This window comes from Agarivorans sp. OAG1, from assembly GCF_037076485.1.
Classification (GTDB): Bacteria; Pseudomonadota; Gammaproteobacteria; order Enterobacterales; family Celerinatantimonadaceae; genus Agarivorans; species Agarivorans albus.
This window is the reverse complement of record NZ_AP028990.1, coordinates 4,330,370-4,345,845: the sequence shown is the minus strand read 5'-3', so window position 1 is coordinate 4,345,845 and position 15,476 is coordinate 4,330,370. Positions and strand designations below refer to the sequence as shown.

9 protein-coding genes are annotated in these 15,476 nt (G+C 44.5%); 4 read left to right on the top strand and 5 right to left on the bottom strand.

Annotated features, from left to right (window positions below):
• Positions 1–3: 3 nt before the first annotated feature.
• Positions 4–3,075, top strand: a complete 3,072-nt coding sequence (locus tag OAG1_RS19730; RefSeq protein ID WP_016401944.1) for an efflux RND transporter permease subunit — start codon at positions 4–6, stop codon at positions 3,073–3,075.
• A 69-nt stretch (positions 3,076–3,144) separates the two neighbouring features.
• On the opposite strand, the gene OAG1_RS19725 is transcribed toward OAG1_RS19730, so the two are convergent.
• On the bottom strand, positions 3,145–4,779 hold the full coding sequence (locus OAG1_RS19725; protein WP_338622441.1) for a methyl-accepting chemotaxis protein: 1,635 nt from the start codon (positions 4,777–4,779) through the stop codon (positions 3,145–3,147).
• A 101-nt stretch (positions 4,780–4,880) separates the two neighbouring features.
• Positions 4,881–5,663, bottom strand: a complete 783-nt coding sequence (tcdA, locus tag OAG1_RS19720; RefSeq protein ID WP_338622440.1) for a tRNA cyclic N6-threonylcarbamoyladenosine(37) synthase TcdA — start codon at positions 5,661–5,663, stop codon at positions 4,881–4,883.
• A 417-nt stretch (positions 5,664–6,080) separates the two neighbouring features.
• Between tcdA and OAG1_RS19715 the strand changes: the two genes are divergently transcribed.
• Entirely contained in the window at positions 6,081–6,608 is a 528-nt protein-coding gene (locus tag OAG1_RS19715) for a DUF4136 domain-containing protein (protein WP_016401941.1), read from the top strand.
• 43 nt (positions 6,609–6,651) lie between these two features.
• On the opposite strand, the gene OAG1_RS19710 is transcribed toward OAG1_RS19715, so the two are convergent.
• A complete protein-coding gene (locus OAG1_RS19710; RefSeq protein ID WP_338626449.1) occupies positions 6,652–8,058 on the bottom strand; it encodes a sensor domain-containing diguanylate cyclase in 1,407 nt (468 codons plus the stop codon).
• A gap of 172 nt (positions 8,059–8,230) precedes the next feature.
• Between OAG1_RS19710 and OAG1_RS19705 the strand changes: the two genes are divergently transcribed.
• Positions 8,231–9,265, top strand: coding sequence for an acyltransferase family protein (locus OAG1_RS19705; RefSeq protein WP_338622439.1), 1,035 nt, complete (start codon positions 8,231–8,233; stop codon positions 9,263–9,265).
• A gap of 40 nt (positions 9,266–9,305) precedes the next feature.
• On the opposite strand, the gene OAG1_RS19700 is transcribed toward OAG1_RS19705, so the two are convergent.
• Positions 9,306–10,589 (bottom strand): hypothetical protein, encoded by a 1,284-nt coding sequence (locus tag OAG1_RS19700; protein WP_338622438.1) that lies wholly within the window; start codon positions 10,587–10,589, stop codon positions 9,306–9,308.
• Positions 10,590–10,794: 205 nt separating this feature from the next.
• On the opposite strand from OAG1_RS19700, the gene OAG1_RS19695 reads away from it, so the two are divergent.
• The gene (locus OAG1_RS19695; protein WP_338626448.1) at positions 10,795–11,892 is read left to right on the top strand and encodes a DNA alkylation repair protein; all 1,098 of its coding nucleotides are present in this window, start codon (positions 10,795–10,797) and stop codon (positions 11,890–11,892) included.
• 71 nt (positions 11,893–11,963) lie between these two features.
• On the opposite strand, the gene OAG1_RS19690 is transcribed toward OAG1_RS19695, so the two are convergent.
• Positions 11,964–15,341, bottom strand: a complete 3,378-nt coding sequence (locus tag OAG1_RS19690) for a DUF5060 domain-containing protein (RefSeq protein WP_338622437.1) — start codon at positions 15,339–15,341, stop codon at positions 11,964–11,966.
• Positions 15,342–15,476: the final 135 nt, after the last annotated feature.

Here is a 15,476-nt window from a genome sequence, read left to right as displayed (position 1 = left end):
GTCATGAGATTTACCGATATTTTTATTCGGCGACCGATATTAGCGCTGTCTTTAAGTTTGCTGCTGCTGATTATTGGTATTCAATCAGTATTTAAGCTGCAAATTCGCGAGTATCCAGAGCTAACCAACACGGTTATTACTGTGAGCACCGCTTATTATGGTGCGCCTGCAGAAGTTATTCAGGGTTTTATTACCCAGCCATTGCAGCAGTCGATTGCTGAGGCGGATAACTTAGATTTCTTGGAATCTAACTCTTCTATGGGCAGCAGTACCATTACTGCTTACATGAAAACAGGTGCCGACCCAGATGCCGCACTGTCGGAGATTATGGCTAAAGTAAACGCAGTACGTGCGCGGTTACCCAGTGAAGCCTTAGATCCCAACATTTCGCGCTCAACCGGTTCTAGTACTTCGATTATGTACATTGCCTTTAGCAGTGATGAGCTAAAAGCGGCGCAAATTGTGGATTATGTAAACCGTAACGTGCAGCCGCAAATGGTTACAGTAACGGGCGTTGCCAAGGCCAATGTTTACGGGCCTCAGTTGTCGATGCGTGTATGGTTAGACCCAGTAAAACTGGCGAACCATAAACTTACCGCTGCAGAAGTGGTTAACGCTCTGCAAAACAACAACTTTAGGTCGGCACCGGGTCAAGCTAAAAGCCGTTTCTTCCTCTACAACGTAGAAGCTGATACCGATCTTAAAACCCGTGCCGAGTTTGAGCAGTTGATTGTTGCGCGCAGCGAGAGTGGCATTGTGCGCTTAAACGATGTGGCTGAGCTGGAGCTGGATGCAGCACGTGAAACTGTGCGAGCGAAAGCCGATGCACAAACCGCGGTTGTGGTAGCCATTGACCCAACGCCTACTGCCAACCCGCTAACCGTTGCCAAGTTGATTACGGAAATGCTACCCGACTTGGAAGCTAACCTTCCAGATAGCATGGGCATGCAAGTACTTTATGATTCAACGGAATACATTGAATCATCGATTAATGAAGTACTTACCACCATTGTGGAAGCCACCATTATTGTTGTGGTTGTGATTTTCTTGTTCATGGGTAACTTGCGTGCAGTACTCATTCCAGTTATCGCGATTCCGCTATCACTGATTGGTGTGTGTTTGGCGATGCAAGCCTTAGGTTTCTCGCTAAACCTATTAACCTTGTTGGCGATGGTGCTGGCAATTGGTTTGGTGGTGGACGATGCCATTGTAGTGGTGGAAAACGTTGACCGGCATATTCGCCAAGGGATGAAACCCTTTGATGCTGCCATTGTTGGTACCCGCGAAATTGCCTTGCCGGTAATTTCGATGACCATTACCTTAGCAGCAGTGTACTCGCCGATCGCCATGGTCGAAGGGTTAACCGGCGTATTGTTTGCCGAGTTTGCCCTTACCCTTGCGGGCGCGGTTGTGGTATCGGGTTTTGTTGCCTTAACCTTATCGCCAGTGATGTGTTCGGTACTGCTTAAACACAACCCTAATCCGGGCCGTTTTGAAGTAGGCGTTCATAAATTCTTAGATAGTTTAGATAGCGGCTACGACAAACTTGTTGGCGGGGTATTAAAGTACCGCCCTGTGGTGGTGATTTTCGCCATTATTGTGATGGGCTCTTTGTACCCGCTACTGAAGATTATTCCTACTGAACTTGCACCTGCCGAAGATAAAGGCGCTGCAATGATTATGGCGAATGGTCCGGCTGGGGCAAACATTGACTACATGGATCAATACACCACCGAAGTGGGTCGGCGCGGCATGGCCTTAGACGATATTGCCAGCGCATTTACCTTAGCGGGTATACCTAGTGCGACCCAGGGTTTAGGTTTCTTGAACACCACTTTGTGGGAAGATCGCACCATGAGCCAAGATGAGCTGGTTAAAGCTATTCAAGCCGAAACCGCCGACATCGCTGGTGTATCGGTCGCTTCATTCCCCTTGCCAGTTCTGCCCGGTGCAAGTGGTGGTTTCCCGGTGCAGTTTGTATTGCAAGGTACCGGTGATTACCGCACTTTGGTGAGCCTAGCGCAGGAGCTACAACAAGCTGCTATGCAAAGTGGTTACTTTGTATTTACCGACTTAGACACCAAGTTCCAAACGGCAACCTTAGACATTAAAGTTAACCGTGATAAAGCCGGTGCCTATGGGGTGAAAATGGCAGACATTGCCAGCACATTAGGCACTTTAATGGGCGATGGTTACATCAACCATATTAACTATGATGGTCGCTCTTACGAGGTGATTCCTCAGGTTAAGCGCGAAGACCGTTTAAGCCCTGAGGCAATTGGTCAGTTCTATGTGAAAACCGTTGATGGTAGCCCGGTACCCTTGGTTAACTTGATTGAATGGGATTTAACCGGCCAGCCAAGTTCGCTATTGCAAATGAACCAAACCAACTCGGTAACCTTAAACGGTGCTTTAATGCCAGGCCAAACTATGGGTGATGCGCTTAAGTTCTTAGAGCAAAAATCTGCTGAGATTTTACCTAAGGGTTATGGCTTTGAGTACAAAGGTGAATCTCGTCAGTTTGTGCAAGAAGGTTCGGCCTTGTATGCCACCTTTGGTTTAGCCTTGGCGATTATCTTCTTGGTATTGGCTGCGCAGTTTGAAAGCATACGCGACCCAATTGTGATTATGGTGTCGGTACCGCTAGCGATTTGTGGTGCCTTGCTGATGATGGGCTGGGGCTTAGCCTCACTCAATATTTATACCCAGATTGGTATGATTACCTTAGTCGGTTTGATTACCAAACACGGTATTTTGATGTGTGAAGTGGCTAAAGAGCGTCAAATCTTGAAAGGTGAAGATAAGATCACCGCGATTCGTCATGCTGCCCGAATTCGTTTGCGTGCAATTTTGATGACCACCATCTCTATGGTTGCGGGCTTGGTACCATTGCTACTCGCTGTTGGTCCAGGTGCAGCAGCACGCTTTGATATTGGTATGGTTATTTGTGCGGGTCTATCTATTGGTACAATATTTACATTGTTTGTATTACCAGTGATTTACTCTTACCTAGGTGCAAACCATAAACCTGTTCCTAGTGTTGATCACTTGGTAGGTGATACGGTAGCCGACTAAGCCAATACTGTAGCTAGTAAAAAGCCCAAGCAATTGCTTGGGCTTTTTTATAATCGCGATACAAATGGCTTAATAAACAAAGCGTTTAAGTTGCTGATTAAAGTCATCGGCTAATTGATTAAGCTGAGCACTAATTTGATTAGACTCATCCACTTGCTGAGAGTTTTGCGCGGCAACATCGGCAATGCGCTCGATCAGTGAAGCAATCTCGCCAGCAACAGTGGTTTGCTCTTTTGCGGCAGAGGCAATGTGTAAGTTCATTTCATTAATGCTGCCAATAGAGGTAACAATTTCTGATAGCAGGCTTTCTGCTGTTTCTACTTGTTCTACAACTTCGTCGGTTCGGCTTTGGCTTTGCTCCATGGCTGTTACTGCATTGTTAGCGCCACCTTGGATCTTCTCGAGAATGTTTTGAATTTCGCTAGTACTTTGTTGGGTTTTTTGCGCCAAAGTTCTTACTTCATCAGCTACCACAGCAAAGCCTCGGCCTTGTTCACCGGCACGCGCTGCCTCAATCGCGGCATTTAACGCCAGCAAGTTAGTTTGTTCGGCAATGCCTTTAATCACATCCAATACTGCGCCAACATTATTGGTATCGGCGGCTAAATCTTTAACCACTTCTCCAGCATGGCTAATATCAGCAACTTGAGTATTGATGCTGGTGATAACCTGCTTCATCGCTTCGGCGCCATTGTGTGCGGTTAAGTCGGTATTGTGGGTGGTATCGGCGGTATTGGCTGCATTTTGCGATACCTCGTTGGCCGAGTGCGACATCTCCTGAATGGCAGTGGCCACTAAATCAGAGCTTTCACGTTGTTGGTGAGTTCCTTTCGCGAGATCTTCTGACATGTTGTTTAACATGTTAGATGAGTTATGCAGTTGTTCACCCGATTGGCTTAAATCAGACACGGTGCTGAGTAAAAACTGCTGCAATTTGCGGGTGGCATTGGCCAGCTTGCCTAACTCATCGCCACGCTCTAGCTGCACGGTAATATTGAGTTTGCCATTGGCTAGCACATCTATGTCTTCTACTAGAGAGTTAATGGGCGTAATGCATTGGCGCTCCATAAATAAGAAGCTAACAAGAATCACTAGTAGGCCACTAATACCAATGATGATGAAGCTGATATTACTCACCTGGTGGGCGCGCACAGTGTTTAGTTCGACCTGCTCGGCGGTTATCGATTTAAGTTGGTCGCTAAGCTGCGCCATGGATTTAGAGGGGGCCCTATCAATGCCTTTTACCGCTTTATCACCAACTTTAAAATCAAAGCCTGCTGCTTCATATTCGGCTTTGCCTTTAGCGTAAGCGGTGCCGAGTTGTTTATGTGAAGCTAAAAATTCTTCTGCAAGTTTTGCCAGTTCTGGGTAGTTGGCTTGTCTTAGCTCTGTGACCAGTTTGCCAACCTGTTGCTGAACCTCTTTTTGCTTATCTTGGAAGCGATCCCAATACTTTTTATTTTGCTCTGGGTCGTGACCACGCAGAAGCACGTTTTTCCATTCTTGGATCTGAGTTTTAAAGGCGATGTGGGACAGCAGAGCCACTTCTTCAAGATGTACTTCATTGTGGGTGAGTTTATCAAAGCTGTTTGCGGTTTCTCTTAGGTGCAGCGCAGTGTATATGGCTACCGCCATAAGCAGCACTAACGAAGCAACAAGAACCGACAGTATTTTGAAGCGTAGGCTGGTTTTATCCCAAGACATTTTTGCTCTCCTTTGCTATTGAATTAAGCATAGAACAGCAAGCTCAAAAAACGAGGTAATCCTTTATTTTTTTAAGGCTTAGTGAATATTTATTAGACGCTTTAGTTACTTTTAACGGCGAGTTTTTTCAGCACTCGAGACACGGCTGCAAAGGCAAAACTCGCGGTGAGGTGAGTGACCGCACCAAAGCCACTGCTGCAATCCATACGCATAGTACCGCCCGCATCGGGTTTAGCCATACAGGTTTCACCATCACTGCTTGGGTAAATGAGTTGCTCGGTAGAATATACGCAATCTACCCCAAACTTACGTTTTGGGTTTTTGCTGAAGTTGTAGAATCTACGCAGCTCGTTGCGGACTTTAGCTGCTAGAGGATCTTGAATGGTTTTGGCCAAATCTGTAATTTGGATTTGCGTAGGATCTATTTGCCCGCCTGCACCACCTACCGTTATGAGTTTGATTTTGTTGCGTTTACAGTACGCAATTAAGGCTGATTTAGCTTTTACGCTATCAATGGCATCAATCACATAGTCAAAGTCTTTGGTGATGTATTCGCTAAGGTTATCTTTAGTGACAAAATCTTCAATTTCTAGGCATTGGCACTCTGGGTTGATCTGCAAAATACGCTGACGCATTACCTCGGTTTTTGACTGACCAACAGTGTTAGCAATAGCATGGATCTGACGATTGGTATTCGTGGTGCAGATGTCATCGAGATCTATCAGGGTGATTTTACCAATGCCACTTCTAGCTAAAGCTTCTGCTGCCCACGAGCCAACGCCACCAATGCCAATTACACATACGTGAGATTGTTGGAAGGTGTTGAGCGCCGAGCGACCATAAAGGCGCGCAATGCCGCCAAAGCGTTGTTCAAATTGAGACATGATAAACCACTATAAAAATAACGGTGGCGATTATAGCAAAGCCTTGGTACTTGGTTAAGCATTAGGGTCTGTTGATCTTTGCTGATGGTTTTTACAGCAATTAATTAGCCATTTAGGCAAGGCAGTGAGTGTGCAGTTAAGTGGGCTTAATAATCACTCGCTAACGCTGAATAAATGGCTAAGAAATGCTGCCCGAAGGGTTCGGATAAGCGAACTTTACTCTTTGTTAAGCACTTCTTGCTTAGCCCACTAGGCTTCTAAGTGCTCGCCGCGATTAAAGCCCGCTTATCTCGAACAAAATTTCAACACCAAAGATCAACAGCTCCTAGTCACAGCAATAATGGGTGGGGTAAATTGGCGTACTTGTGTTAGATTTAAGGTATTGAAATTTGTGCTTATAAGCACTTGGAGTGAACTATGTTTCGAATTTTTGCGATTGCGTGTTTGTCATTTATGGCCGCCGCATGCACGGTAAAACCAGCACTAGATTACAATGTTGATCAAGACTTCTCTCAATTCAAAGATTTTGCCTTTGTGCCAATGCCAGAAGATGCAGTGGCAACTATTGATGGTCAACGAATTGAACGTGAATTAACCGCCCAATTGCAGGCTAAAGGTATACCTGCGGTAGCGGTTGAAGAAGCCGATATGCTGGTCGACTACCGGGTCGATATAGCAACGGAGTTAGAATCCTACGGTGGTTCGTTCTCAGTGGGCGTAGGCCGCAAACACGGCGCAATTGGCGTAAGCTCGCCTGATCGCTATAAAGAACGTAAGTACGGTAAGTTAGTTGTAGAGTTTTTTGACCCCGCAACTAATGCCTTGGTGTGGCGCTCAATTTCACAAAGCCAGCTGCGTGAGACCATGGGGCCAGAAAGTCGCGCTGAGTTCATCAATAAACAAGTAGCATTGATGTTAGAAAACTACCCACCAAAAGCTAAATAATAGATTCAACTACCCGCTAAATAGCTTATTTAGCGGGTAAGCTTTATTCCGCCAATACACTTCTATTTCGGCCATTTTGCTTGGCGCGATACATCGCTTTATCGGCGCGATCGACCAATAGGCTGGCAAGGATCTCATGGGTTTTTATTTGGGCAATGCCACAGCTAATGCTCATGGTAAGTAAGTTGCCATCAATATCGAGTTCGCTTTGATTCACGCCTAAACGAATCTTTTCAGCTACTTCTAGTGCCGCTAACGCATCGCAGTTAGGCAGTAAAACAATAAATTCTTCACCGCCCCAACGGCATAATATGTCTGATTGGCGTATATATTGGCGGGTTATTTCGGCCACTTTTTTTAAGGCTTTATCACCGACTAAGTGGCCATACTTATCGTTTACTTGCTTAAAGTGGTCGATGTCGAAAATGATGATGGAACAGGGGCTATTGGCCCGGTGTTGAATATCTATAACTTGCTCTAAGCGACCTTCAAAGGTTTGACGATTATAGATACCGGTTAATTTGTCGGTGGATGCCAGCGTTTCTAAGCGGCGTTGATAGCGGCCTAGGGTAAAGTTAGCCACAATTAACATGCAAACCGTAACTAACAGGCTAATGCTTAAGTTTATCCAAAGCGTGTGTTTTAGATCTTGAATCGCTGGCACATCTTGCTGTTCAACAATTAGGTACCAGTTAAACTCTGGGATATAGCGAGCATTCAAATAGTGTTGTTGACCGTCTTCGCTAAAGCGATAGCTGTTTTTGGCCGCGCTAAGCAACGAAGCCGCTTGAGAGGCTAAACCTTTACGCAAACTAATATTGCGGGGGCCTTGGAAGTTAGCTCCACTTAAGGTGACATTGCCTAAGGCATCGATGAAATAAACGCTGCGTTGATAGCGTGTTTGGTAGACTTGAATAAGCTCTTTTACAAACTCGATGTTAAGCCCAACTCCGGTTACGCCAATCAACTTTTCTTCAAAATCGAATACCTTGTAGTTAACAAAGACCGTGGTTCTGCTTTGGTCTGCGGTGTCGTAATCGATGTTGATTTCGTACTCTTGGGAAGGCGGTAATTGGCTGACGCGATAAAACCAAGCATCATCTGGTTCATCACTGGATATGGTCTTGATGATGCCAGAGGGGTGATAATAACGGCCACTGTGGCTAGAGACAAAAAAGCTAGTAATGGTTTGGTAGCGCTGTTGAATGTTATCCAGATAACGAATGATTGGCTGGGCGTCTTTTTCGCCGGAAATCGCCCAATCACGAACAAAAGTATCTTGCGCCATCAAAGATGAAATAAAGATTGGTTGTAATAAGTCTCGTTGAATTTCCGAATAAACGGTATCGCTAGTTAAAGGCAGGTGATTAGATTCAATTTGGTCTCTTAGTGAGTTATGTGCAACTTGGTAGCTTAACCATGAGGTTAGCCAAAAGGCACACAACAGCATAAAAGATAAGCCGAAAACAAACTTTCGTTTGTCATTCCATGGGCTATAAATTGGCACCTGCACTCCTTGCAAACTGGCCTTTATTCAAGATCTTAGTGTAAAGTTAATGTAAGGCTTAGGCAACCAAACTGCTGCTGGTCTTCTCATTAATAATAAAAAGGTTAATATTGCTATGGCTAATAATCAAGTGGCTAAGCCGTCGCTGTTCTATATAGAGTGTTTACGCTTTATCGCTGCCATAGCAGTAGTGGGTATTCACGTACTTGGCCCTTATCGCGAATTGGTGCCCGAACTGGCTTGGCACGAGTGGCTTCCAGCCATTTCTCTTAATGCTATTAGCCGCTGGGCAGTGCCTATTTTTATCATGATTAGTGGCGCTTTGCTGATGTCGGATCAGCGGCCATTTAATGCAGCCCATTATTTACCAAGGCGACTTGCCAAGGTGCTTTTACCATTTTTAGCTTGGACGGTTATTTATGCCTTTGTTGGTGGTTATCAAGAAGGGGCTTGGTCTTGGGAGGCAACCGCGACTTTGTTGGAGCATTCGCCTAACGAGCATACTTGGTATCACCTATGGTTCTTTTACGACTTCATCCCTCTCTATTTCGTGATTCCCTTGCTTGCTCCCTTACTCTATAAGATGGAAAAACAACGTATTTTGCTGCTACTAGCGGCTTGGTTAGTGCTTACTTTAATGCACTGGCTTAAGGTAGAAACGCCACTTCGCCAAAACATTATTTTGTATAGCGGTTACCTAGTAATGGGATGGTATTTGTTTAATAACGACCAGCAAGCCCACTTGAAGTTTTGGTTGGCAACCGGTGGAGCGATGCTGGCATTTAATGTATTAGGCAGTGCCTTTTATATTTGGCAGCAGGGGGAATACAGTAGCGTATTTATGGGCTATAAAAGCTTGAACACTGCGGTAATCGCCATGAGCTTATTTGTATTGATAAAAGCTTATGCTGAGCGGATACCTCAAGGAGCACGTCCTTTCATTAAAACAATTTCTAAGTACAGCTTTGGGATTTATTTAGTCCATCCTTTGTTTTTAATTCCGGTGCGTAATCCCGACTATGGCATTTATCAGTGGTTTGGCCACTCTAGCATTGCGCTCGTTGTAATTAGCGCTGCTGCTTTGGGGCTCGCCTTTGTGTTGAGTTGGTTGCTGACTCGCTCGTCGCTAACCCGCTGGTTGGTGCCTTAATGTAAAAATAGAAGTCAGCCAGGGGCTGACTTCGCTCAGTTTACCGTTGTAATTCGAACCAGTCTTTTTGTTCTAATTTTTGTGTACTTTTCCGCATTAATGAACTTGGTGTCTGTGCTATCCATTGGTCTATTAGTTGGTGGTACTCACTTTCAAAATCTTGGTAAGTTAAGGCGCTTCCGTCAGGGCGTTTTGCATAAGCATTGAAAGCATTTCTAAAGTCCGGGTTAGGTTGATTTATTCTGTCGTATTGATATTCAGGATATTCAGCGTAATCAACAACATGATACACACCGTTATCTGCAATATGTTTGAGCACGTTAATGATAAATCCCGGAGACGTTGCTTCTAAGTAGGATACTGCAATGTTGTAGTGGCCGTAGGCCACCGCACCTAATGTGCTTTCCCACTTATCGTCTAAGGGGTCACGCTGGTTGTGGCTCGATGGGCTAGCAATATGGCCCATGGCATACTCAGCACTACCTTCTAAAAACCAACGATCTACTTGGCTTAAGTAAGTTAGGTATTGGTGTTGTAGAGTATGCATAAGTTCGTGTGTAACTATGTAAGCTGAGCTAGGTCTTGAGTCGTTGGTTCTCGCTGTATAGCCTACTAAGTTTCCTGTTGCCCATAAGTTACTGTTATTAAAGGCAGTGTTTAAGCAAACCAACGATTTTCCGGGTAAGGTTTGCCCAAAGCTGGTGGAGAGTTCACTGGGCAAATAGTGCGCTTGGACTAAAGCAATTAAGTTGTTGATTTGTTCTGGGTTTAAATGGCGAATTTGTTGATATAGATAATGACGTTTGGAAGTGCCGGTAGTTAAGTCTTGATAAAATGTAGGGAGCTCATCGCCTGTAACTTGCATGAACAGTGTTTCTCCACCCCCTTCATTTAAGCGTTCATACAAGTAATCTGTAGCAACTAAGTATGTTTCTAAACTAAATGGGTAACGCTGTTGAAAAGCAATTAAATCAACCCCCATTTGCCTTTTCAGCTCCTGCAATCCAAATTCAGTCCAAGTGGCAAAGCGTTCAAATAGCTCTTTACTTGTCCCGCTATTACCAAATACCAATACGTTTTCTGTTTCATAGTAAGCATCGTAGTTTCGACAAACACTGCTGTCATACATTGAAATTGAGTTGGTTGGGTAAATAAAGCCGCTGGTTTTTTTTGATTTTTGTTCGCCAAATATCTCAGGAAATTCTGGTATCGGTTCTTCTACTTGATCCGATTGGGAGCTAGCCGAGCCACCGCCGCCACAAGCTATCACCGACAGAGATAGCAGCGCTATTGTAAGCATTTGCTTAGAGGGTAATAATTCCATTTAAAGCCTTCTAGTTTGAGATGAGTTACTTTTTGTTCAATGTATTCTTTTCTATCTTATATAAATACTTGGCTACGCCTTAATTGTGATTTGTATCAATAGTGGTTTTGTTAATTAGTTTTAAATACTTACTGATTTATTGAAATCAACGAAGAATCGTTTATACCTGCTGAAGAATAATCTTGGGGAGAATAGAGTGGAACTAATGAAAAATGGTTTAGCCGAACCCGCAGTGCAACGTATTGCTCAAGGAATAGCGACAGTTTATCCGCAGTTTGACCGTGAACAATTTGTTGATTTAGCTCTTGATGGTTTGAAGGCCTTAGAGCTAAAGCAGCGGGTTATGCATTTGATTGCGGTATTACAACAAACTCTGCCAGAAGACTTCACCGAAACGGCTAAGATACTGGTTGCGCTTCCTGAGCATTGGGATCGTGGTGACCCAGACGACAGCTTACGTGGTTTTGCTATTTGGCCAGTAACCGATTTTGTGGCAGTGGCAGGAATAGAGCATCCTCAGCAGGCCTTTAAGGCTTTGGCTGCATTAAGCCCATTATTTAGTGCGGAATTTGCTATTCGCCCATTCATTGAAAAGTATCCTGAGCAAAGTTGGGAGCAGTTACTTGCTTGGACAACCAGTGATGATGAACACTTGCGACGCTTAGCGAGCGAAGGTTGTAGGCCGCGCCTCCCTTGGGGAGCACAACTGAAAGAGTTGATCGCGGATCCTGCACCAATTTTACCAATCCTCGAAGCGCTTAAAAATGATAGTAGTTTGTATGTTCGTCGTTCAGTGGCAAATAATCTAAATGACATCGCTAAAGACCATCCAGAGTTAGTTTTGGATCTTTGCCAAGTGTGGCAAAAAGGTGCAAATGCCGATCTACAGTGGTTAATAAAACATGCTACGCGTAGTTTGGTAAAACAAGGTCATCCTAAAAGCTTTCCATTACTGGGTTATACCGCTGATCCTCAGCTAAAACTTGAAGAATTTGCAGTATTAGATCAGCAAGTGACAATGGGTGACTCACTCACTTTTGCGTTAGCGCTGCGGGCTGAACAAATGCAGCAAAAGTTTGTGTTAGATTACGCTGTGCACTTTATGAAAGCTAACGGTAAAACCGCCAGCAAAGTCTTTAAATTAAAGAACCTTAGCTTAAACAAAGGAGAGATGTTTGCGATAGAAAAGAGCCATTCTTTCAAAGCTATCTCTACTCGCAAATACTACCCTGGTGAGCACTTTGTGGCTTTGCATGTGAACGGACAAGAAATTGACCGTTTAGCTTTTACATTAAAAGAGTAAATACTTACTGGCGCGCAGGCTAGCTGAGGTTGATATGAAAAAGGGTTAGCTAAGCTAACCCTTGTTGGTTTTTATTGTGCTGTTAGCTCAAGTAAACGCCAGCGCCCACGAGCATAATCTGGCTGCCCGTTGCTAGAGATTACTTCACCATTAGACGTGGAGTTGAACTCAATTTGAATCACATCTCCTTGAGTTAAAGAAATATTGCTCCAAGTATGTTTAGTGGCTTGATAGTTATTGGCTGATTTAGGATTAGTGTACTCAGCTAATTGCTGGCCATTTACCACTAAGCGGTAGCTGCTTTCACCATCATTTTCAGTCAATGTAGTAATGGTAATATCGTAGTTTCCACTTTCGTTATTAAAGGTATAGCGGGCCGCTGCGTACTTGTCTTTATAGGCACCTGCATTTACCGCTAGCGCATTATTAGCATTGTCTTTATAAGCTGGAACAAAACCGCTCACTTGTGAAATATCAAAGCTATTAATATCTAAGCTAATTTTGCTTGTTGGCGGCAGGTTCGGTGTATTACCGCCTTGACCATCTTCGTTTAGCTCTCGGTTTGTAATAAGCACAACCCAGTCTTGGTTTGTTTGGCTAGGCGCAGTGCCAATGTTGAGTTTTGCACCACCGGTCAGGCTTAAACCTTTGCTTAATACACCACTGCGAGGGTTGTACCAATATACTTGGTAAACGTGGTTATTGTTTAGCTGAATATCGGTAGTTCCGCCGTTACGCAGGTTAACAATGTAGTTGTGTTGTAGGTCGGATAGTACCCAATCGTTAGTGCTTGACGTCGCACCGTTATCTACTTGAAGATCTTGCAGGTTTAAGCCCAACTGCTGTTGCAAGATATTGCTAAAGAAGTAATTAACATGGCCAGTTTGTTGCCATAGTTGGTCAAACTCGCGTAAGTCTTCTACCGCTAAGTCATAAGCGTGAGTACCATCATTTTTTAAGTACCAAGAGAAACCCGCACCGCCCGACATAACACTTGCCCACATCCAGTAAATACGCTGGCGAGAACTTACATCTTGATAAGGTTTAGGTGCATGGCTACCCGAGGCTTCGGTATAGGTAACGTACCATTGCTTACCGGCAGCAGCGGATTTGTTTAGCCAACTAATCGTTTCGCCATATACCGAATTACGCGTGGCTGTAGCGCTCGCATTCTCGGGAATGCTGCCATATTGAATGGTTGGGCCGCCGAAGCTAGCGTGACCTAACATATCATCGTAACGATCGTGTTGGCCTGGGTAAGTATGTAGGGTAATGCCATGATTATAAGGGTCGAGATTTTGAATATAATCCGAGTAAGATTTTAACGCTGCAATTGAAGTGGCATCTTGCTCTTCACCCAGGTTCCATTGAACTGCAGGGTGGTGAGCAAAGCGTGATATTAACTCTCGGTAATATAGCTTACGCTCTAAACCTAGAGTGGCATTGTTTAGTAAGGTTTCGTTTTCAGTTTCTTGAGTCATCATATGCAGCATTAGACCTTGCTTGGTCATATGTGCAAATACGCGCTCCCATTGATCTAACTTACTTACGTCAAAGGTGCGTTTGTTGTTGCCATTTTCTTGGTAAACCAACCAAGGATGAGCGTCACAACCGTCACCTTTCACCGTGTTAAGCATCATATAGGCGCTGTTTACCTTGCGTGAACCCAGGTAATTAACTAGGCCAATTAAGCCTTTGCCTTTGCCGCCGGCCCAACTAGGGTCACCGCTTTGCCAGTCACTTTCATGCTCAGAAAACTGGTGCAAAATGCCCTTACAAGAGCCGCCGCTGCCTTTTACGGTATTGTCAAAGTCAGCATAACCTAATAGGTTTTCTGGGCTACCTAAGCCGGCTTCAATGTAGATATTGCCTGTACCAGCAAAGCGTTGGTAACGTTCGCCGTCTAAGTGTTGCAATAAACCTTGGCTGCGTAAGTCTTGGCTATCGGCGGTAGACGCTGCAACGGAGAACTGTCCTTGTTGCCCATCAATATCAGCAATTGCCTGACCAGCATTGAGCTGATCGCTTACAGCGATATTAGTACCTTTGCGAAAAGATACTTGGTAGTTCCAATCCCCCGTGCTTGGTGGCATAAAGTAAGCGCGCCAAACATCACCTTGGCCAGCGCCAGAATCTGCTGCGTTGCCGTTGGCTGCAAAGTGCCCAGGTACAACGAAGCGTTGATTGCCTTGGCTAAAGGTCACGTTAAAACGATGATTAGTGAAGGTAGCGTCGTTACCTTCATCAGCAAAATAGCCTTTACAGGTAAGCTCTACGCGATGCCATTGTTGGTTTTGGTCGCTAACTTCACAGGTTTTTGCTGTGGTAGTTGCGAGCGTTTCTGGCAGTTCTAAATCTTGAGCTTCGCCATTAGCTACAGAGCTATGACGAAAAACGATGCGGTCTACTTTAAAAAACTTAGAACGCCCCGACAGAGTAAAGGTATATTCTTCACCTGCTTTCAGATTGTATATCGCATTATGCTTAGCGTGGTTTTTATCTAAACGTTTACCTGATGCCCACACAAACTGCTGATCGGCACCACCATAAAACTTAGTATCTGAGCTTAAAATGTCTTTAGTGGCATTACCTTCGCCAGCAACGGCTTCATAGTTACCATCTAGTCGCACATAACCGTCGTTGGCTACATCACTGCGGTTGTCTATGGTCTCTCTTGCCACGTACATATGTAGGTGATAAGTGCCGGTTTGCGCTGCGGTAAAGGTATACTCTAAAGGTGAATTTACCGGGCCTGAAATATAGCTATTGCCGTTAAATTCTAAGTAGCCGTTACCGGTATAACCAGCGAGATCAGATTTTTGTTGCCACTCGCCCAACTCTGACTGAGTATTTTCAGCCTCAATAACAATTAGGCCGTTTAGCTCTTGGTATTGGGTGTTTACCGAAGGAGTACTGCCGCCGTTGTCACCGCCATTGTTGCCTCCATTGTCACCGCCATTGTCACCGCCAGTGTCGCCCCCATTGTCACCACCGTTACTATCCATTTCCCGGCATACTTCGCTGCCACATTGGCAGTAACTTTGGTTGCTGCGAGAATTTACACAGTCGTTGGCAATGTTACCGTAGGTGTTTTTACATTGGGCGGTAGTATCACATTCGTCGCCATATTCGGGTTCTGACGGCGCAGTAGGCTGAAGATCGGCACATATCCCGTCTTCACACATACAATAGCTTTGGTTACTGCGCGAGTTAACGCAGTCATATGCGGTTTCACCATAAAGGCTTTTACATTCAGAAGTTAAATTACATTCATCGCCTTTTACCGCTGTAAGTTGTATAGAGGCAGGCTGAGCGCTGAAGCTATCTAGCAATTGATTTAAGTTGATGCCTTGGCTGCCTGTTCCGGCATTGGCAAATAAAGAAAAGACAAGGCATAAAAAGCCTACTAAATCCTTGGTCTTTCTCGCTTTGTGTTTATGTTGTTTCACTGGATTTTCCTTGTGTTTGTTTGATCAACAAAGTGCAAAGAAGGCTTATCTTTATCAGTGATAAACCAGTCGTCTGGTCTGTAACGTTTGTACTTAGCGTTGAGTATTTAAATTGATTAACTTTTTATAATGTTT

Bases quoted from the DNA above. Each gene is read 5' to 3' on its own strand.
- tcdA (WP_338622440.1), bottom strand. From the start codon at position 5,663: ATGTCTCAATTTGAACAACGCTTTGGCGGCATTGCGCGCCTTTATGGT.
- OAG1_RS19700 (WP_338622438.1), bottom strand. From the start codon at position 10,589: ATGGAATTATTACCCTCTAAGCAAATGCTTACAATAGCGCTGCTATCT.
- OAG1_RS19715 (WP_016401941.1), top strand. From the start codon at position 6,081: ATGTTTCGAATTTTTGCGATTGCGTGTTTGTCATTTATGGCCGCCGCA.
- OAG1_RS19730 (WP_016401944.1), top strand. From the start codon at position 4: ATGAGATTTACCGATATTTTTATTCGGCGACCGATATTAGCGCTGTCT.
- OAG1_RS19710 (WP_338626449.1), bottom strand. From the start codon at position 8,058: ATGCTGTTGTGTGCCTTTTGGCTAACCTCATGGTTAAGCTACCAAGTT.
- OAG1_RS19705 (WP_338622439.1), top strand. From the start codon at position 8,231: ATGGCTAATAATCAAGTGGCTAAGCCGTCGCTGTTCTATATAGAGTGT.
- OAG1_RS19725 (WP_338622441.1), bottom strand. From the start codon at position 4,779: ATGTCTTGGGATAAAACCAGCCTACGCTTCAAAATACTGTCGGTTCTT.
- OAG1_RS19695 (WP_338626448.1), top strand. From the start codon at position 10,795: ATGAAAAATGGTTTAGCCGAACCCGCAGTGCAACGTATTGCTCAAGGA.